Source organism: Kribbella sp. NBC_01505 (assembly GCF_045040285.1).
Classification (GTDB): domain Bacteria; phylum Actinomycetota; class Actinomycetes; order Propionibacteriales; family Kribbellaceae; genus Kribbella.
Window position 1 is genome coordinate 2,808,221 of sequence record NZ_CP109425.1, and the last position, 16,437, is coordinate 2,824,657.

General features: G+C 68.1%; 12 protein-coding genes and 1 riboswitch. Of the genes, 6 read left to right on the plus strand and 6 right to left on the minus strand.

Features of this window, described 5'->3' with window-relative positions; genetic code table 11:
- Positions 1 to 53: 53 nt before the first annotated feature.
- Positions 54 to 144, minus strand: a riboswitch (glycine riboswitch).
- A gap of 342 nt (positions 145 to 486) precedes the next feature.
- The gene (locus OG474_RS13165; RefSeq protein ID WP_405062550.1) at positions 487 to 822 is read right to left on the minus strand and encodes a DUF3817 domain-containing protein; all 336 of its coding nucleotides are present in this window, start codon (positions 820 to 822) and stop codon (positions 487 to 489) included.
- A gap of 98 nt (positions 823 to 920) precedes the next feature.
- On the opposite strand from OG474_RS13165, the gene OG474_RS13170 reads away from it, so the two are divergent.
- The gene (locus tag OG474_RS13170; RefSeq protein ID WP_405062551.1) at positions 921 to 2,315 is read left to right on the plus strand and encodes an alpha/beta fold hydrolase; all 1,395 of its coding nucleotides are present in this window, start codon (positions 921 to 923) and stop codon (positions 2,313 to 2,315) included.
- An 827-nt stretch (positions 2,316 to 3,142) separates the two neighbouring features.
- Here OG474_RS13170 and OG474_RS13175 read toward each other — a convergent pair.
- From OG474_RS13175 to OG474_RS13185, 3 genes are all read right to left on the minus strand, one after another.
- Complete coding sequence (locus OG474_RS13175) at positions 3,143 to 3,370, minus strand: hypothetical protein (RefSeq protein WP_405062552.1); 228 nt, start codon at positions 3,368 to 3,370, stop codon at positions 3,143 to 3,145.
- Positions 3,371 to 3,541: 171 nt separating this feature from the next.
- Positions 3,542 to 4,969: an aminopeptidase P family protein gene (locus OG474_RS13180; RefSeq protein WP_405062553.1), complete on the minus strand. Its 1,428-nt coding sequence runs from the start codon at positions 4,967 to 4,969 to the stop codon at positions 3,542 to 3,544.
- Positions 4,970 to 5,050: 81 nt separating this feature from the next.
- Positions 5,051 to 5,773: a GntR family transcriptional regulator gene (locus tag OG474_RS13185; protein ID WP_405062554.1), complete on the minus strand. Its 723-nt coding sequence runs from the start codon at positions 5,771 to 5,773 to the stop codon at positions 5,051 to 5,053.
- A 105-nt stretch (positions 5,774 to 5,878) separates the two neighbouring features.
- On the opposite strand from OG474_RS13185, the gene OG474_RS13190 reads away from it, so the two are divergent.
- From OG474_RS13190 to OG474_RS13210, 5 genes are all read left to right on the plus strand, one after another.
- Positions 5,879 to 6,631: a LamB/YcsF family protein gene (locus OG474_RS13190; protein ID WP_405062555.1), complete on the plus strand. Its 753-nt coding sequence runs from the start codon at positions 5,879 to 5,881 to the stop codon at positions 6,629 to 6,631.
- Positions 6,631 to 7,236, plus strand: a complete 606-nt coding sequence (locus OG474_RS13195) for an allophanate hydrolase subunit 1 (RefSeq protein WP_405062556.1) — start codon at positions 6,631 to 6,633, stop codon at positions 7,234 to 7,236. Before OG474_RS13190 ends, OG474_RS13195 begins: the two co-directional genes overlap by 1 nt.
- Before the next feature lie 23 nt (positions 7,237 to 7,259).
- Positions 7,260 to 8,063: a biotin-dependent carboxyltransferase family protein gene (locus OG474_RS13200; RefSeq protein ID WP_405062557.1), complete on the plus strand. Its 804-nt coding sequence runs from the start codon at positions 7,260 to 7,262 to the stop codon at positions 8,061 to 8,063.
- A 135-nt stretch (positions 8,064 to 8,198) separates the two neighbouring features.
- Positions 8,199 to 14,492: an RHS repeat domain-containing protein gene (locus tag OG474_RS13205; RefSeq protein ID WP_405062558.1), complete on the plus strand. Its 6,294-nt coding sequence runs from the start codon at positions 8,199 to 8,201 to the stop codon at positions 14,490 to 14,492.
- 9 nt (positions 14,493 to 14,501) lie between these two features.
- Positions 14,502 to 14,798: a hypothetical protein gene (locus tag OG474_RS13210; RefSeq protein ID WP_405062559.1), complete on the plus strand. Its 297-nt coding sequence runs from the start codon at positions 14,502 to 14,504 to the stop codon at positions 14,796 to 14,798.
- Between the two features lie 79 nt (positions 14,799 to 14,877).
- Here the strand turns inward: OG474_RS13210 and OG474_RS13215 are convergent, their stop codons facing one another.
- Positions 14,878 to 15,744 (minus strand): hypothetical protein, encoded by an 867-nt coding sequence (locus tag OG474_RS13215; RefSeq protein WP_405062560.1) that lies wholly within the window; start codon positions 15,742 to 15,744, stop codon positions 14,878 to 14,880.
- Complete coding sequence (locus tag OG474_RS13220; RefSeq protein WP_405062561.1) at positions 15,741 to 16,349, minus strand: RNA polymerase sigma factor; 609 nt, start codon at positions 16,347 to 16,349, stop codon at positions 15,741 to 15,743. Before OG474_RS13220 ends, OG474_RS13215 begins: the two co-directional genes overlap by 4 nt.
- Positions 16,350 to 16,437 lie beyond the last annotated feature (88 nt).

Consider the following 16,437-nt stretch of genomic DNA (forward strand, 5'->3'; position numbering starts at 1 on the left):
TTGACCGAGTGGTGTCCTCCCCGCTCTGTCGGGCTGATGCCCTCCAGAGATGCCTCGCCCGCACGGTGAAGGTGCCTGAGAGATTCTTGGGGAGAGTTGCTCCTACGGCGCCCGGCTCACAGGCATCTCTCCCAATCCCACGCCGTAGCGAGCATGTGCTCGGTGCGGTGCATCGGCGCGCGGGGGCGAAGGGCTAGATGCGGCGCATCTTGCCCTTTGCACCCGTGCGGCGAGGTGCCGTGCCGAGTGCAGCGCAGTAGGTGTGGGGTTGGGAGAGATGCCCTAGGCCGGGTCTCTCCCGCACGGGTTCATGCGGCTGTTGAATTAGCTTCCGGACGCGACGGTACGGCGGCCTTCGGCCCGGCGTCAATCCGGCCGGTGCGCTAGGTCGGGAGCGGCAGTTTCACGCCGTAGCGAGCAGGTGCCCGGTGCGGTAGCTCGGCGTGCTTGAGAGGAGGGCACGATGCGGAGCATCTTGTCCTTCGCTCAAGTGCGGTGAGGTGCCGTGCCGGGTGCCGCGGAGTAGGCGTGAAACTGCCGCTCCCGACCTCGAGCCCAGATCTCGAAGAACCAGGTGAACAGCGGCGGAACACTCGCGGCCAGTGCCGCGAGTGTGACCGGCCACGACCAGCGCAGCGGCCCCCGGACGATCAGCACGGTGACGACGTACAGGACGAAGATGCCGCCGTGGATCGGGCCGAAGATCTTCACCCCGGCCTCGTTGTCGGACAGCACGTACTTGAACAGCATGCCGATCAGCAGACCGGTCCACGAGATCGCCTCGGCGATCGCCACTGCGCGGAACCACCGTGAGTGTGTCATCGAGCCCGACCCTAACAAGTCCCTCAAGGCCGGCCCGGGGTGGTCTTGGGGGCTGTCCCCGATGTGCGGGAGCAAGCGGTTACCGAAGGATCGAGCAGATGAGATTCAGATCGCTCGTGTGGGGATTGGTCCTCACAGTCACCGCCTCAAGCCTCGCCGTCCTCCCGGCGTCGGCCGCTGTCCACTGGACCGATTGCAAGCTCGAAGGCAAGGAGAAGCCGGAGGACATCAAGGGTTCGGAGTGCGCGACCCTGCAACTCCCCGTCGACTGGCGGAATCCGAACGGGCCGACCTTCGCCCTCGAGATCGCCCGCCGGACCGGCAAGCATCGGATCGGCGTCCTGATCTTCGGCCCCGGCGGTCCCGGCGACTCCGGCGTCGACCGGATCAAGACCGGCATGGACCGCTTCAGCCCCGAACTGCAGGACCGGTTCGACATCGTCAGCTTCGACCCGCGCGGGATCGCGCGCAGCAACCCGGTCAAGTGCACCACCAGCCTGTACGCCGCGATGCCGTCACCGCTCGTCCGCGACCAGGCGGGGTTCGACGCGCTGATCGACTACAACCGCCGGCTCGCCGACGACTGCCGCGCGCACACCGGTCCGCTCTACGACCACGTCGACACCTGGCAGACCGTGCGCGACGTCGACGCGATCCGCCGCGCACTCGGCGAGCAGCAGATCACCTTCCACGGCAGCTCGTACGGCACCCCGCTCGGCGCCCAGTACGCGGAGACCTACCCGCACCGCGTCCGCGCGATGGTCCTGGAGAGCGTCCTCGACCACAGCCTCGCGACACCACGCCAGTTCCTCGATCCACAGGCCGCGTCGGTCCAGGACTCGTTCGACGAGTTCGTCGCCTGGTGCGACCGTACGACGACGTGCGCCCTGCACGGACAAGACGTTCGGGCGCGCTGGGCCGACGTACTGGCTCGGTCGGACAACAAGTTCAACGCCTCCTTCGCCGTCTTCCGCCTGCTCTACGCGCCCCAGTGGAACGCCTTGGCAACCGTGCTGCAGAAGGGCGTCATCCCGACCCCGCCACCACCGACCGGCGAGCTCGTCTCCAACACCCTCGTCCCGTTCTGCCAGGACTGGAACCTGCAGGTCAGGACCTACCCCGAGTACGCCGCCCTGCTGGCCAGGCTCGCCCGCAACAACCCGGGCATGCCGTACCCAGGCCAGTTCATGGCCATCTCGCTCTGCCTGGGCGGTCCGGCAGCCAACAACCCCCAGCACCGCCTGGACGTGCACCACCTCAAAACCCCAGTCCTGCTGGCCAACGCGCTGCACGACCCAGCCACGGCGTACTCAATGGCCCAGAACGTCCAACGCCAGCTAGGCCGCAACGGCCGCCTCCTCACCTACGAAGGCTGGGGCCACGGCAGCTACACCAAGAGCCCCTGCATGACCGCCACCATCGACACCTACCTCGTCAACCGCAAACTCCCGAAGCCCGGCACAACCTGCCCCGCCGTCCCCCCGACCGGCTGAGCGGCGAGGTCCGTCCGGCTCGGCCGCCCGCCGCGCCACCGCCCCGCTGGGCCGACCAATCGGCCTTGGGGTTGCCCGCTCAGATAGGGGGTTGCCCACTCGTCTTTTCAGTAGGCAACCCCCCATCCGTGGGGGCAACCACTGAAATGAGGTTCTCCTCGCCCAACCAGGGCAATTTCTGCTCGACCGAGGCGTGCGGACCGCGACTGGCCGGCTGGTTTGGGGAGCGTAGTGCACCGGAACACCCACCGGAATCGGCCGGTTTCGGTCCCCAAAGCGGTTTGGGGAGCATCCGACCACCTGATCGCTAACGTCCGAAGGAATGCAGTACGTGGATCGCTGTCATGTCTCGGGACATCGGTACTAGTTGCTGTCTCCGAACATAGGTGGCAGTTACGGCTGCGGTCGAGCCGGTCTGGCGGCGTTGGGCTGTGGTTGTGAGCCTGTTGCGGAGTGCGGCGCCGGCCCCGGATCTGCGGGAGTTGTCGATCAGCGGAGTTCTGCTGCCGCTGGGTGGCAGTAGATCCACACAAAGGCGCGCCGATGGGTCTGTGCCCGTTGCCTGGGCCTCAGTAAATTTTGGTGGGCTATCCGTTCAAGTTGACCCTTCTCTGGTCAAAAAACGAGGGGAGAACCAGCAACTTGAGCGGAGATCCCCTCAACCTTCCCGTGCAGCAAATCGGCCGCAGCCGCGACCCCCGGCCATGAACCAGAACTCAAGCCTGCGGACCGATCAAAGTGTCACCAATGTCCCGCGACACACCCGTGAACTATCTGACGAGACTCAACAGCAGTACGTGGACCGCGGGTTTTTCGGACGTTAGGGGTTAGACCGCTACGCCGGTGACTTCGAGGACTCGGTGGAGGCGGTCGCCGCGGTCTACCCGGGTGGTCAGGGTGGACAGCTGGGCGCAGGCCGCTTCCAGGGCTTGGGCGTGGGTGCGGCAGTGGTCGACGTACCAGAAGGGGTCGTCGACGACTGGATCGTCGGCGTCGTCGATGTCGGCGTACCAGTGTGCCTGGCCGTAGTGGACGACTCTCACTCGCAGATTCATAGCCATTCCCCCGTGGATCTCCTCTGATCCGGTGTCGGAATTCGGCCGGCGCGTGACCGCGGCCCCCCACTGTCACGCGCCGGGCCGAGTTCGACCCTCCCCGACGACTACATCGGGTTGCCACCGGAATGTGTTACTGCTGGTGACCGATAATTTTCGGTGACCGGTCGATTACTGCCTGTTGAGGTGCTTGCGGGTCCACTGCTCGAGGCCGGCGGTGTCGATCGGGAGGGCCTCGGTGAGGATCTCCAGCCGGTCGGAGTGCACGACGACGTTGTCCTCGATCCGGATGCCGATCCCGCGCAGCTCCGGCGGCACGGTCTCGTCGTTCGGGTGGAAGTACAGGCCCGGCTCGACCGCGAGCGCCATCCCGGCCTCGATCTCACCGGCGAAGTAGGTCTCCGGCCGGGCCGCGTCGCAGTCGTGCACGTCGAGGCCGATGTAGTGGCCGGTCCCGCAGACGATGAAGCGGCGGTGCTGCTGACCGTCCGGCCCGAGCAGCTCGTCGAGCGAGATGTCGAGCAGACCCCAGTCCCGCAGCCCTTCGGCCAGCACGACCATCGCCGCATGCTGGAAGGCTCGGTACGGCGCTCCTGCCTTGACTGCATCGAGTGCGGCGAGCTGTGCCTTGTGCACGAGGTCGTGAACCTGCCGCTGGGCAGCGGTGTACTCACCCGTGGCGGGGAAGGTCCGCGTCACGTCAGCGGTGTAGAGCGTGCGGGTCTCGACACCGGCGTCGAGGAGGATCACGTCGCCTTCGTTGACCGCACCGTCGTTGCGGACCCAGTGCAGCACCGGCGCATGCTTGCCAGCAGCAACGATCGACGCATAGCCGACGCCGTTGCCGGCCGTCCGCGCACGGCGGTCGAAAGTGCCTTGCAGCCAACGCTCACCGCCACTACGGATCGCCTCGGGCAGCTCGCGAGCCACGTCCTCGAACGCGAGCACGCTGGCCGCGACCGCATCGCGCAGCTGATCCAGCTCCCAGTCGTCCTTGATCCGGCGCAGCTCGGCAATGGACTGCCGCAGCGCGTTCCCGTCGTGCGGCGCGGTCTGCACCAGCGCGTCGAGCATCGGGTCGACCCCGGGCACCGACAGCATGTAAGGCACCGCGCCGCGCACCGCGGACGGCAGCTCCTCGATCGGGCGGCAGGCGATCTGCAGCGCGTCCGACCAGTCCTTCAGGCCAGGGACCGGACCGATCCACAGCTCGCCGTCGCGCGCGTTCGCGAAGAAATCGGCCTCCTCCGGCCCAGCCGCCTCGCGCAGGTACAAGGTGGCGTCGCCGTCGGCCGACAGCACCAGTACGGCGCCCTCGGCCTGGCAACCGGTCAGCCAGACGAAGTCACTGTCGGCGCGGAAGTCGAAGTTGGTGTCGTTGGAACGCACCGGCGCGTGACCGGCTCCCAGCGCGATCCGGCGGCCCGGCAGCGCCGCGACCAGCTTGCGCCGATGCTCGGCGGCCGCTTCGGCGAGCCCGGCCGGCACGGTGACCGTACGGTCCACCGCACCCCAGCCTCGCGCGATCGACTCACGGAATCCCTTGGCGTCGATAGGGCGGTAGGACTTGGGCGTCTGGTCGGTCCGCTCGTCGGTCATGCGCTGCGCTCCCCTTGCTGCTCCCGGCTGGTCAAACTTCATCAACTCAGGTCGCGATGGGGGCGCGCAACCCCTTAATCGTCAGCGAGACCGGAAGGCTTCGAGGATGGCGATCTCGGACTCGAGCAGGTACTGGTGCAGGTTGGCCGCGGCGTCGTCGTACCGGCGGGCTTCGAGCAGCTCGAAAAGCGCGCGGTTGCGGGCAATATAAGGCTCGTGCAGCTCGCGCGGCGTGGCGATCACATGGAAGAGGAGTCGCAGCTCCGCGAGCAGCCGGCCGGTCATCGCGTCCATCCGGGCGCTGTCGGCCAGGCCGATCAGGTGTTGATGGAACCGCATGTTCGCCGTACCGACGGCAGGCCAGCGATCCGCGAGGGCCGCGGCCTCGGCGGCCTCGACGTCATCGGCCAGCGGTTCGAGCCGGGCCGCGGGCAGCTCGGGGTCGCGGTCGGCGAGCCCGCGGACGACGTCCACCTCGAGCACCCGGCGCAACCGGTAGAGGTCGACCACGTCGGCCTCGTCGAGCTCCGGAACGAAGACGCCGCGGTGCAGCTTGTAGATCAGCAGACCCTCATGGGTCAGCAGCCGGAACGCCTCGCGCAGCGTGTTCCGGCTGACCTCGAGCACTTCGGTGAGCTCGACCTCGGACAACTGGGCACCGGGTGGCAGCGCCCCCTCCGTGATGCTGCGGCGGAGAATGTCGGCGGCGCGCTCGGCGGAGCTACTGCGGTCCAGCCGCGCGACATCCGCGGCGACCGTCCGCAGCCACGCCTGCCGGCTCCCGTCGGCCTCACCCGTAGTCATGGCGGCATCATCGCTTACTACAGGTCACCAGGGAAAGTAGAACCATCCTCTTGCAGGATTGTTGAACAATATCTACCCTCGAAGTACAAGCTGAGGAGGACGTTGATGGACCTCAACGCGGATCTGGGCGAGGGCTTCGGCTCCTGGCCGATGGGCGACGACAGCGCACTGCTCGACGTGGTGACGAGCGCCAACGTGGCCTGCGGCTTCCACGCCGGGGACCCCTCGATCATGCGCCGGGTGACCGGCGAAGCGGTCGAGCGCGGGGTCGCCATCGGCGCCCACGTGGGGTACGCCGACAAGGCCGGATTCGGCCGCCGGTTCGTCGACATCGAGCCGGACGCGCTGCGCGACGAGATCGTCTACCAGCTCGGCGCACTGGACGCGTTCGCCCGGATCGCCGGGGATCGCGTCCGCTACGTGAAGCCGCACGGCGCGCTCTACAACACGATCGGCCACCACGAGGCGCAGGCCGCTGCCGTCGTCGGCGCGGTCGCCGACTACGACCGCACCCTCCCGGTGCTCGGTCTCCACGGCTCGGCCTGGCTCCGCCTCGCCGCCGAGGCCGGTCTGACCGTTGTCCACGAGGCCTTCGCCGATCGCGCCTACACCCCCGAGGGCACGCTGGTGTCCCGCCGCGAGGCCGGCTCGGTGCTGCACGATGCCGACGAGATCGCCGCCCGCTGTACGGCGATGGCGACCGGCCGGCCAATCACCGACAGCGCGGGTGGTGAGCTGACTGTCGACGCGGCCTCGATCTGCGTGCACGGTGACACTCCGGGCGCCGTCGGGATCGCTCGCCAGGTTCGCGCCGCGCTGGAGGATGCCGGCGTGACGCTGAGCCCGTTCGGTCGCTGATGCGCGTCCTGCCCGCGGGTGACTGCGCGTTGCTGGTTGAGCTCGACGACCTCGACCAGGTGCTCGGCTACTACGCCGCACTGCTCGCCGACCGGCCGCCCAACGCCGTCGACATCGTCCCCGCGGCCCGGACCGTGCTCGTCACGACAACAGGCAGCCTGGACGCCTTGAACCGCCTGCTGCTGAACGTGCAGCCGCTGACCACGGCCCGGAGCGCAGGCGACCTGCTCGAGGTCCCGGTCGTCTATGACGGCGAAGACCTTGCCGACGTCGCCGAGCTGCTCGGGTGCACCCCGGCCGAGGCGGTCGAACGCCATACCGGTGAGGAGTGGACCGTGGCTTTCTGCGGTTTCGCTCCCGGTTTCGGCTACCTGACCGGTACGGCGGACTGGAACATTCCACGCCGTTCGTCACCGCGCACCAAGGTCCCGGTCGGCGCGGTCGGATTGGCCGGTGAGTTCAGCGGGGTCTATCCGCGGGAGTCGCCGGGTGGCTGGCAGCTGATCGGCCGCACCGACCTGAAGATCTTCGACCAGCAACGGGATCCGGCCGCACTGTTCCACCCCGGCCGCCGGGTCCGCTTCGTGGCTGCGGGCCCCACATGATCACGGTCCTGGAAACGGGGCCCTTGGCAACGATTCAGGATGCCGGCCGGGTCGGCCAGGGTGCCCTCGGAGTCCCGGCCTCGGGTGCCTGCGACGCCACGTCGTACGCGCTATCCAACCGGTTGGTTGGTAACCACCCCGGAGCGGCCGCGCTCGAGATCACCTTCGGCGGGCTCGTCCTGCACGCCGACACCGACCTCACGATCGCCGTGACCGGCGCCCCCTGTTCCGGCGTACCGCTGAATGCACCGTCCTTCGTTCGGGCCGGCACCGTGCTGCGCTTCGGCCCACCCCGCTCCGGCCTGCGCACGTACGTCGCAGTCCGCGGCGGAATCGACGTACCGCCAATCCTCGGCTCTCGCTCGACCGACCTGCTCTCCGGCCTCGGACCAGCCCCACTACAAGCCGGTACGTCGTTATCCGTCGGTCGCGCGTTCGGACCGATGCCGGGCGTCGACCTCGCCCCGGTCGCGGATCCGGAGGCCGGCCCGGTGTCAGTCCGCGTCACTCCGGGCCCGCGCCGCGACTGGTTCACCGACGCCGGCTGGACGTCCTTCCTCAGCCAGCGGTACGCGGTCAGCAGCAACAGCAACCGGGTCGGCGTCCGCCTCGACGGCACCCCGCTCGAGCGCTCCCGCGATGGCGAGCTCTCCAGCGAAGGCATGGCCCTCGGCGCGATCCAGATCCCGCCCTCCGGCCTCCCGGTCGTCTTCCTCGCCGACCACCCCGTCACCGGCGGGTACCCCGTGATCGCCTACGTCGCGCAAGCCTCCATCCCCGCCTGCGCCCAACTCCGCCCCGGGCAAGGCGTCACCTTCAGCACCTGATCAGGACGGCCGCTGGTAGCGGGGCGTGACAGCCGAATCGGCCGCTGACCGGTACTGGACGTTGTCCACTTCTGACCTGGTGACCGACCGTGGCCGGACCGCAAAGTGGAGGCCTCTAACTCAGGAGGCCCGCCCATGCCCTCTCGAAGGTTCCGAGCGAACCTCGGCGTCCGGACGACGATAGCCGTCGGCCTGGCTGTCACGATGGTTTTGTCCATCCAGCAACAAGGCTTCGCCGCCGCGGCCGCGACCCGGTCCGACCCGGCGTTCACACCGACCGAGTACAAGTCCCTCGACGGCCGGACGGCGAAGGCCGATCCCCGCCCAGCGGATCAGGTGGCCGCACGTGTCTACACCGGCCGGCCCGCCGATCGGTGGCCGGTGGCCGGATCCGCGGAGGTTGCTGTCCCGCAACCCGCCGCCAAGGGCACCTGGCAGCTCGCACTGAACGGTGGCCGCGTCAACGAGCGCGCCAAGGCCGGCTCGCTGCCGGTCTGGGTCGCGCCGACGGCCGCCACCTCGCAAGCAGTGCTCGCGAACGGCGTCGCCCCCACCGCGCCTGCGAAGGTCGCGGTCGACCTCGTCGGCCGACGCGGCGACGCCCTCGAACTCACCGTGGCCCGGGCCGACGGCTCGGCCAAGTCCGGGAACGTCACGGTCGGCGTCGACTACCGCGAGTTCCGCGACACGTACGGCGGCGACTGGGCGACCCGACTGCGGTTCACGACGCAGCAGGACGGCAAGACCGTCGTCATCCCGACCCGCAACAACGGCAACGGCGACGTGATCGCCGACGTACCGGTCGGTGCCCAGCCGCGGACCTTCATGGTCGCGGCCGGCGACTCGAGCGGTGCCGGCGACTACAAGAAGTCCGGCATCGGCGACGGCGCCTCGACCTGGAGCGTCGGCGGTTCGTCCGGCGACTTCGAATGGCAACTGCCGTTCACTGCTCCGCCGTCGTCCGGAGGCCCCCAGCCCGGCACCGGTCTGAGCTACTCCTCCGGCGCGCTCGACGGTCTGTCGTCGTCCACCAACAACCAGACCTCGGTCGTCGGTCAGGGGTTCAACCTGATGGGCGGCGGCTCGATCGAGCGCCGCTACAAGACCTGCTCCAAGGACCTCGGCGGCAACAACGGCACCCGCAAGACCGGTGACCTCTGCTTCCGCGGCGACAGCCTGAACATCTCGCTCAACGGCAAGTCCGGTGACCTGGTGCTGGCCAAGAAGGACGCCAGCGGCGAGGTCTGGCGGATGCGCGGCGACGACGGCTCGATCATCGAGCGGCTCAGCGGCGCGACCAACGGCGACGACGGCATCGCCGCGGCCGACAAGGGCGAGTACTGGCGGATGACGTCCAAGGACGGGACGAAGTACTACTTCGGCCTGAACCGCTTGCCTGGCTGGTCCACCGGCAAGGAGGAGACGAAGTCCGCGTTCACCGTCCCGGTGTTCGGCAACCACTCCGGTGAGCAGTGCAACAAGACCGCGTTCGCCGACTCGTGGTGCCAGCAGGCCTACGCCTGGAACCTGGACTACGTCGTCGACCGCAACGGCAACACGATGAGCACGTTCTACAACACCGAGATCGACCGCTACGCGCGCAACCTGACCAAGGCGTCGGTCAGCACCTACGTCCGCGCCGGCAACATCAAGCGGATCGAGTACGGCCAGACCGACGGCCAGGTGTTCACCCAGAAGCCGATCGGCCAGGTCCAGTACACAACGGCCGAGCGCTGTACGCCGTTGCCGTGCGGGCCGACGCAGAAGGCGACGTACCCGGACACTCCGTGGGACCTGACCTGCGCGAGCACGACGAACTGCGAGAACCACTACACCCCGACGTTCTGGACCCAGCTCCGGATGGACAAGGTCACTACCCAGGTATGGCGAGCCGCGACCAGCAAGCACGAGGACGTGCAGTCGTGGTCGCTGCGGCAGGAGTATCTGCGCGGTGACAACAGCAGTCCGTCCCTGTGGCTGAAGGAGATCACTCCGACCGGTCTCGTCGGTACACCGGTTCAGATGCCCACGACCAGCTTCGATGGCATCCCGCTGGCGAACCGCGTCGACACCGGCAGCGACACCGTGCCGCCGCTCGAGTGGTTCCGGATCAACGCCGTACATGGTGGGACCGGTGGTGACCTCGCGGTCAACTACTACCCGATCGACTGTCTGCCAACAGGTCTGCCGGCACCGGACAACAACGACCGGCGCTGCCGTCCGCAGAAGTGGTCGCTGCTCGACACCTCACCCGACCGCACCGACTGGTTCCACAAGTACGTCGTGCAGTCCGTCCAGCAGACGGACCGGACGGTCTCGGCCACCGACCCGTGGCAGGCGCCGGTACCGGTCATCACGACTGTCCAGTACCTCGACAAGCCGGCCTGGCGTTTCGAGGAGCAGGACGCCGGCACCGACTTGAAGGAGTCGACCTGGTCGCAGTGGCGTGGCTTCGGTCGCGTCAAGGTGCTCAAGGGCCGTGCCGACGAACCGCAGTCCGCCAACGAGACGCTGTACTTCCGCGGCCTGGACGGCGACCGGACAGCAGCGGGCGGCACCAAGGACGTGAAGATCACCGACTCCACCGGTACCGCGGTGGAGGACGTCAACGAGTTCGCCGGCCAGTCCCGCGAGCAGATCGTGTACAACGGCCCGGAGGTGCTCACCAAGAGCATCTCGGACTACTACCTGTCCGCTCCCACCGCGACCATGACGCGGCCGTGGGGCACGCTGACCTCGCGGTACTCCGGCCAGAAGCAGATGACGCAGTACCAGCCGACCGGCACCGGTGCTGTGAAGACCGACACCCAGAACAACTACGACGCCGGCGGCCGTCTGCTGACCAAGGACGAGGCCGGCGACCTCAGCACCACGGCTGACGACGGCTGCACGCGGTACAGCTACGTCGAGAACACGGCGAAGAACCTGCGCGAGCTCCCGGCCCGGGTGCAACGAGTCGGGAAGCGCTGCGACCAGCCGTTCACCAACACCGACGTACTGATGGACGAGCGGTTGTTCTACGACGGCGCCACCTCGCCGACCGCCACTCCGACCGTCGGGCAGGTCACCCGGGCCGAGCGGCTGTCCGGGTTCGACGCGGCCGGTGCGCCGACGTACGAGCTGACCTTCAGTGCGAAGTACGACGCCCAGGGCCGGCAGACCGAGACCACGGACGCGCTGAACCGGACCACGCGACGGGCCTACAGTCCGGCGTACGGGCCGCTCGTGAAGGTCACCGACACGGCTGACAACGGCCAGCAGGTGTCCGGGGAGATCGAGCCGGCCTTCGGCGTCCAGACCGCCGTCCAGGCGGCCGACGGACGGCGTGGTGTACGCCAGCTCGACGCCGTCGGACGCGTCACCAAGTCGTGGGACGCCGGGCACGCACCGACCGGACCGGCCGACCTCGAGATGGCGTACACCATCCGCGACGACGGACCGTCGGCGGTCATCACCAAACGCCGGGTGAAGAACACCTTCGACGTCAGCTACGAGCTGTTCGACGGCCTCGGCCGGCTCCGGCAGACGCACGAGCAGTCGCCACGCGGTGGCTGGCTGGTGACCGACACCCGGTACAACTCGCGGGGGCTCGAGACCAAGGTCAACGGTCCGTACTACGCCGCGACGCTGGCCGAGGGTGAGCTCAAGGTCGTCGACGAGGCCACCCTGCCCAAGCAGGAGGTGACGGTCTACGACCAGGCCGAGCGGCCCGCGCGGCAGCTGTTCAAGTCGATGGGCGTGGAGAAGTGGTCGATCGAGCACGACGTCGCCACCGGCAGGCAGAGCATCGACCCGCCGGACGGCGAGACGCCGGTCACCCGGATCACCAACGCCGAAGGCACGCTGACCGAGCTGCGCCAGTACCACGGCACCGGTACGACGGGGACGTACGACAGCACCAAGTACGCCTACTGGCCGACCGGCAACCTGAAGTCGGTCACCGATCCGGCCGGCAGCGTCTGGAGCTACAAGTACGACATCCAGGGCCGCAAGATCGAGGAGAGCGACCCGGACAAGGGCATCAGTAAGTTCGAGTACGACGCCGCCGACCAACTGGTGTCGACCACGGACGCCCGCGGGGTGAAGCTGTACAACAGCTACGACTCCGTCGGCCGGAAGACCGACACTCGGTTGAACGGTCCGGACGGACCGGTGCAGACCGAGTGGAAGTACGACTCCCTCGCGGCCGGGCGGACGACGTCCTCGACGCGCTACGTCGTCAAGGACGGCAAGACCGAGGCGTACACGACCGCGATCACCGGGTACGACGCCTCCGGGCAGGCCACGGGCACGACGCTGACCCTGCCGGCCTCCGAGGGCAAGCTGGCCGGCACGTACGCGATCGGCCAGACCTACACCGAGGACGGCAACCTGGCCACCCGATCACTCCCGGCGGGAGGTGGGCTCGGGGCCGAGACGATCAACTACGGCTACAACAGCCAGGGCCTGCCGACCTCGATGGCCGGCCAGGACTCCTACGTGCGGCAGCTGTCGTACACGCCGTTCGAGGATGCCGACGTGCTGACTCTTGGTACGGCGTCCGGTCCGTTCGTGCAGCAGAAGTTCGAGTACGACCAGATCACCCGTCGAGTGAGCAGAGTCGTTGTGGACAAGGAGTTGTCGCCCAAACGGGTCTCGGACACCCGGTACGACTACGACCCCGGCGGCAACATCAAGAAGATCACCGACATCGCTCCGGCGGAGTCGGCCGAGGCCACTGACACGCAGTGCTTCGACTACGACTACCTGAGCCGGCTGACCAAGGCCTGGACCCCGAAGCCGGGTGCGGACAACAGCGCCGGCGACTGCGCGGGTGCACAGGACCTCGGCGGACCGGCGCCGTACGCACAGGAGTGGACGTTCGACCAGGCGGGCAACCGCAAGTCGGAGAAGACCACCACACCTGCCGGGACCACAACGAGCACCTACGAGTACGGCAGTGCCAAACCGCATGCGCTGACCGGCGTCACCAGTACCGGCCCGGCCGGTACCAAGACGAAGACCTTCGGGTACGACGAGGTCGGCAACACGACCCGGCGCACAGCCGACGGCAAGGACGAGGTCCTCGCCTGGGACGCCGAGAACCGGCTGACCGGCACGACCAAGGGCACGGCCTCGACGGCCGCGGTGTACGACGCGGACGGGAAGCGGCTGATCCGTCGCGACTCGACCGGGACCACGCTGTACGTCGGAGAGACCGAGCTGCACCTCGACAAGTCCGGTCAGACCGTGACCGGGACGCGGTACTACGGGTTCGGGGACCGAGTGGTCGCCGTCCGCTCCGGAACGCAGCTGAGCTGGCTCACCAGCGATCTGCAAGGAACGCCGCAGACCGCGATCGACTCGGTCACACAGGTCGTCCAGAAACGCCGGACGATGCCGTACGGCGACCTCCGCGGCGCGGCACCGGCATCCTGGCCGGGGCAGCGCGACTTCCACGGCGGCACCAACGACGCGGACACCGGGCTGGTCCAGCTGGGGTCCCGGCAGTACGACAAGAGCACCGGCAGATTCCTGTCGGTCGACGCGATCCTCGACCCCGGCGATCCACGGCAGATGAACGGGTACGGCTACGCCAACCACAACCCGGTCAGCTACAACGACTCCAGCGGCGACCTCGCCATTCTGATCGTGATCCCGGTGCTGATCATCGTGCTGATCATCGCGTTCATGTTGCAGATGTACCTGCAGTCGTACCAGCAGGAAGTGCAGACGATCGAATGGCGCGAGAAGGTCGAGAACATCTGGGACGTCCTGAAATGGGCGTGGCACTCGGTCGTCAAACTCGTCAAGGTCGTCGTGACCACGATCGTGACGTTGTGGAAGCTGATCACGGTGCTCGTCATGTACGTGGTCGCGAAGGCGAAGATCGTCTACAAGACGATCGTCAAGTACGTCGCCGACAAGGTGAAACCCCGGAACAACCATGCGCGCGGCGACGGCGGCACCAAGACCGCACCCAGACCCAAACCGACCCCGCCGAAGCCTCGCCCACCGGCCAAGCCCCGCGTACCCCTGCCGGACAGGGACCAGCAGCAGAAGAAGAAGGGTCCCCAGCAGACACCACGCAGGCTCGGGCCCGGACCGGACGACGACTCGGCGCTCTATCGTGGGGTCAAGCCTGGCCAAGAGGGCGACCCGTGGAAGCTGAAGGACGGGGAGTCGAAGCTGCAGGACGGCACGCCCTACGTGCGGACCAACGCCGGCCCGTCGACCGACACCGACCCCGCGAAGATCGTGGCGATCCCGAGGGCCGGCCTGGTGCCGTGGGAGGTCGACAGGAGCACGATCAGCCCCCGGCTGAGGCTCATGCAGACCGGCGGGAACCCGACACACTACGAGATCATGCCGAACGCGGGCGAGAAGATGACCAAACAGGAATTCCAGAACCTTCTCAACGACATCGTGCTGACGCCGTACCGACCGTAAGGAGATGAGATGACCCAGGCAGGCTGGCGGCTGGCCGCCCCGGACGACTTCGACGAGGGCGACTGGGCCCAGATCGAGGACCGTGGCGTGCTGATGGGTGCCCGGCTGGTCCACGGCGACCGCGAGTTCCCCGTCGTCGTGTACGACCCGGTCCGGATCGGCCAGGACGCCGAACGCGGGACCGAAGGCGGCGTGGTCCTCTACGAGGCCAACGTCATCATGGTCGAGAACCTCACCCGGGAATCCGCCGAGACCGCTGTCGCCTACCTCGGCAATGCCGGGACGTTCGACTGGATGCTCGGCTAGGCGACGAAGCCTGCGGTGGCCCAGGCTCGCGACGTACATGTCGCGGCCTGGGCCACACCGGCTCAGCTCGGCACCTGACTCAGAAGGTCCACTTGTACCTCTTGCAGTACGGCGGGCTGGGGTTCGCCGGGCCAGGCGCCGGCTCCCGCGTCCCGTCGTCGTGCACGATGTTCACCCGCGCGGTGCACGGCTCCGGCGTGGTGGTGCTGGAGTAGATCTCCTTGCCGTTCGCGTCGTACCCGCGATAGACGAAGTCGTCCTGGTCGGGGTCATCGGCGTCGTACGGTCCCCAGCCGACCCGGCCGACGGTCGGCGCGAACCAGAACCCGTGGTACAGGTGGGCGTCGGTCGCCGGGTGGCCCTTCTGCTGCAACGTCACCCGAACTACCGGATTCATGAAGATGCCGGCGTTGCGCGCGAGGCCCCGCAACGGCATCGACCATTCAGCCCCGTCCCCGCGGATGCTGAGGCTCGACTCGCTGATCTGTCCGCCGGCGGTCCGGCTGCAGAGCCAGTACCCGGGCAGCCCCTTGGCGATCAGCCAGGTCTTCACGACCTTCGGATCGTTGACATCGACGAACTCGAAGGCATGGACCGGCTTGTACGAGCGGAACGGCTTCGGCAACTGCTTGACCGTGATCCGGTCGGCCTCGGCCAGACACTGCTTCTGCAGCGCGGCGGTATCGGCCTCCGACAGATCCCGAACGGCCGGCTGACCTTGCCCGGCGACCGCCGTACCCGCATCGTTGTTCCGCAATGCCGGTACGGCGACGGCCAGGCCGGCGGCGACCAGCAGAACCGCGGCAGCAGCGGCAGCCGGGACCAGCACGCGGCGCGGCGTACCGGCTTGCTCGGACTCGATCGCGTCGAGCAGCTCGGCGCGGAGTCTCTCGTGCTGCCCGGGCGGCAGCGGCTGATCGGTACGGCGGTTGAGCAGCTCTCTCATGACGGGTCCTCCACAGTGCTGACGGCGACGCTCAGGTCGCGAAGACGTGTGCGGGCGCGCGACATCCGGGACTTCACGGTGCCGAGCGGGATGTCGAGGGCGACGGCCGCCGACTGGGCGTCGAGCCCCGACCAGAAGCAGAGCTCGACGATCTCGCGCTCGTGCCGCGGCAACTTGCGCAGCAACGCCCGCAGCCGCTTGGCCTCCCGCTCGTCGTCGATCCGGGCCGCGACGTGTTCGGCATGATCCGGTACGTCGGCCGCCGGGCTCTGGCGCAGCAGGTTGAGCCGCCGGAAATGCTGCTTGCGCCACTCGTTCCGCAAGACGTAGTCGGCGGTCCGCAACAGCCACGGCAGCGCCGATTCGTGGACCAGCACCACCTCCGCCCGGCGCCGCCAGCCGTGCAGGAACACCAGCGACGTCAGGTCCTCGGCGTCGCTCCACGAGGCCGTCCGACGGAACAGAAAGTTGTAGACCGCCTTGGCATGCCGGTCGAAGAGGACCCCGAACGCCTCGGTCTCCCCCTCGACGGACCGCCGCCAGAGTTCGCCGTCACTCATCGTCGCCGGCAACCCCTCGGGTCTCCCAGTCAGCGCGATCGTCACGCCACCACCTCCAGATCGTCCCCCCACCGGGGGTCTCACTGGGTATATGTCGTGACCCGCTGACTGGGATCCCGCAGACTTCTGTCTC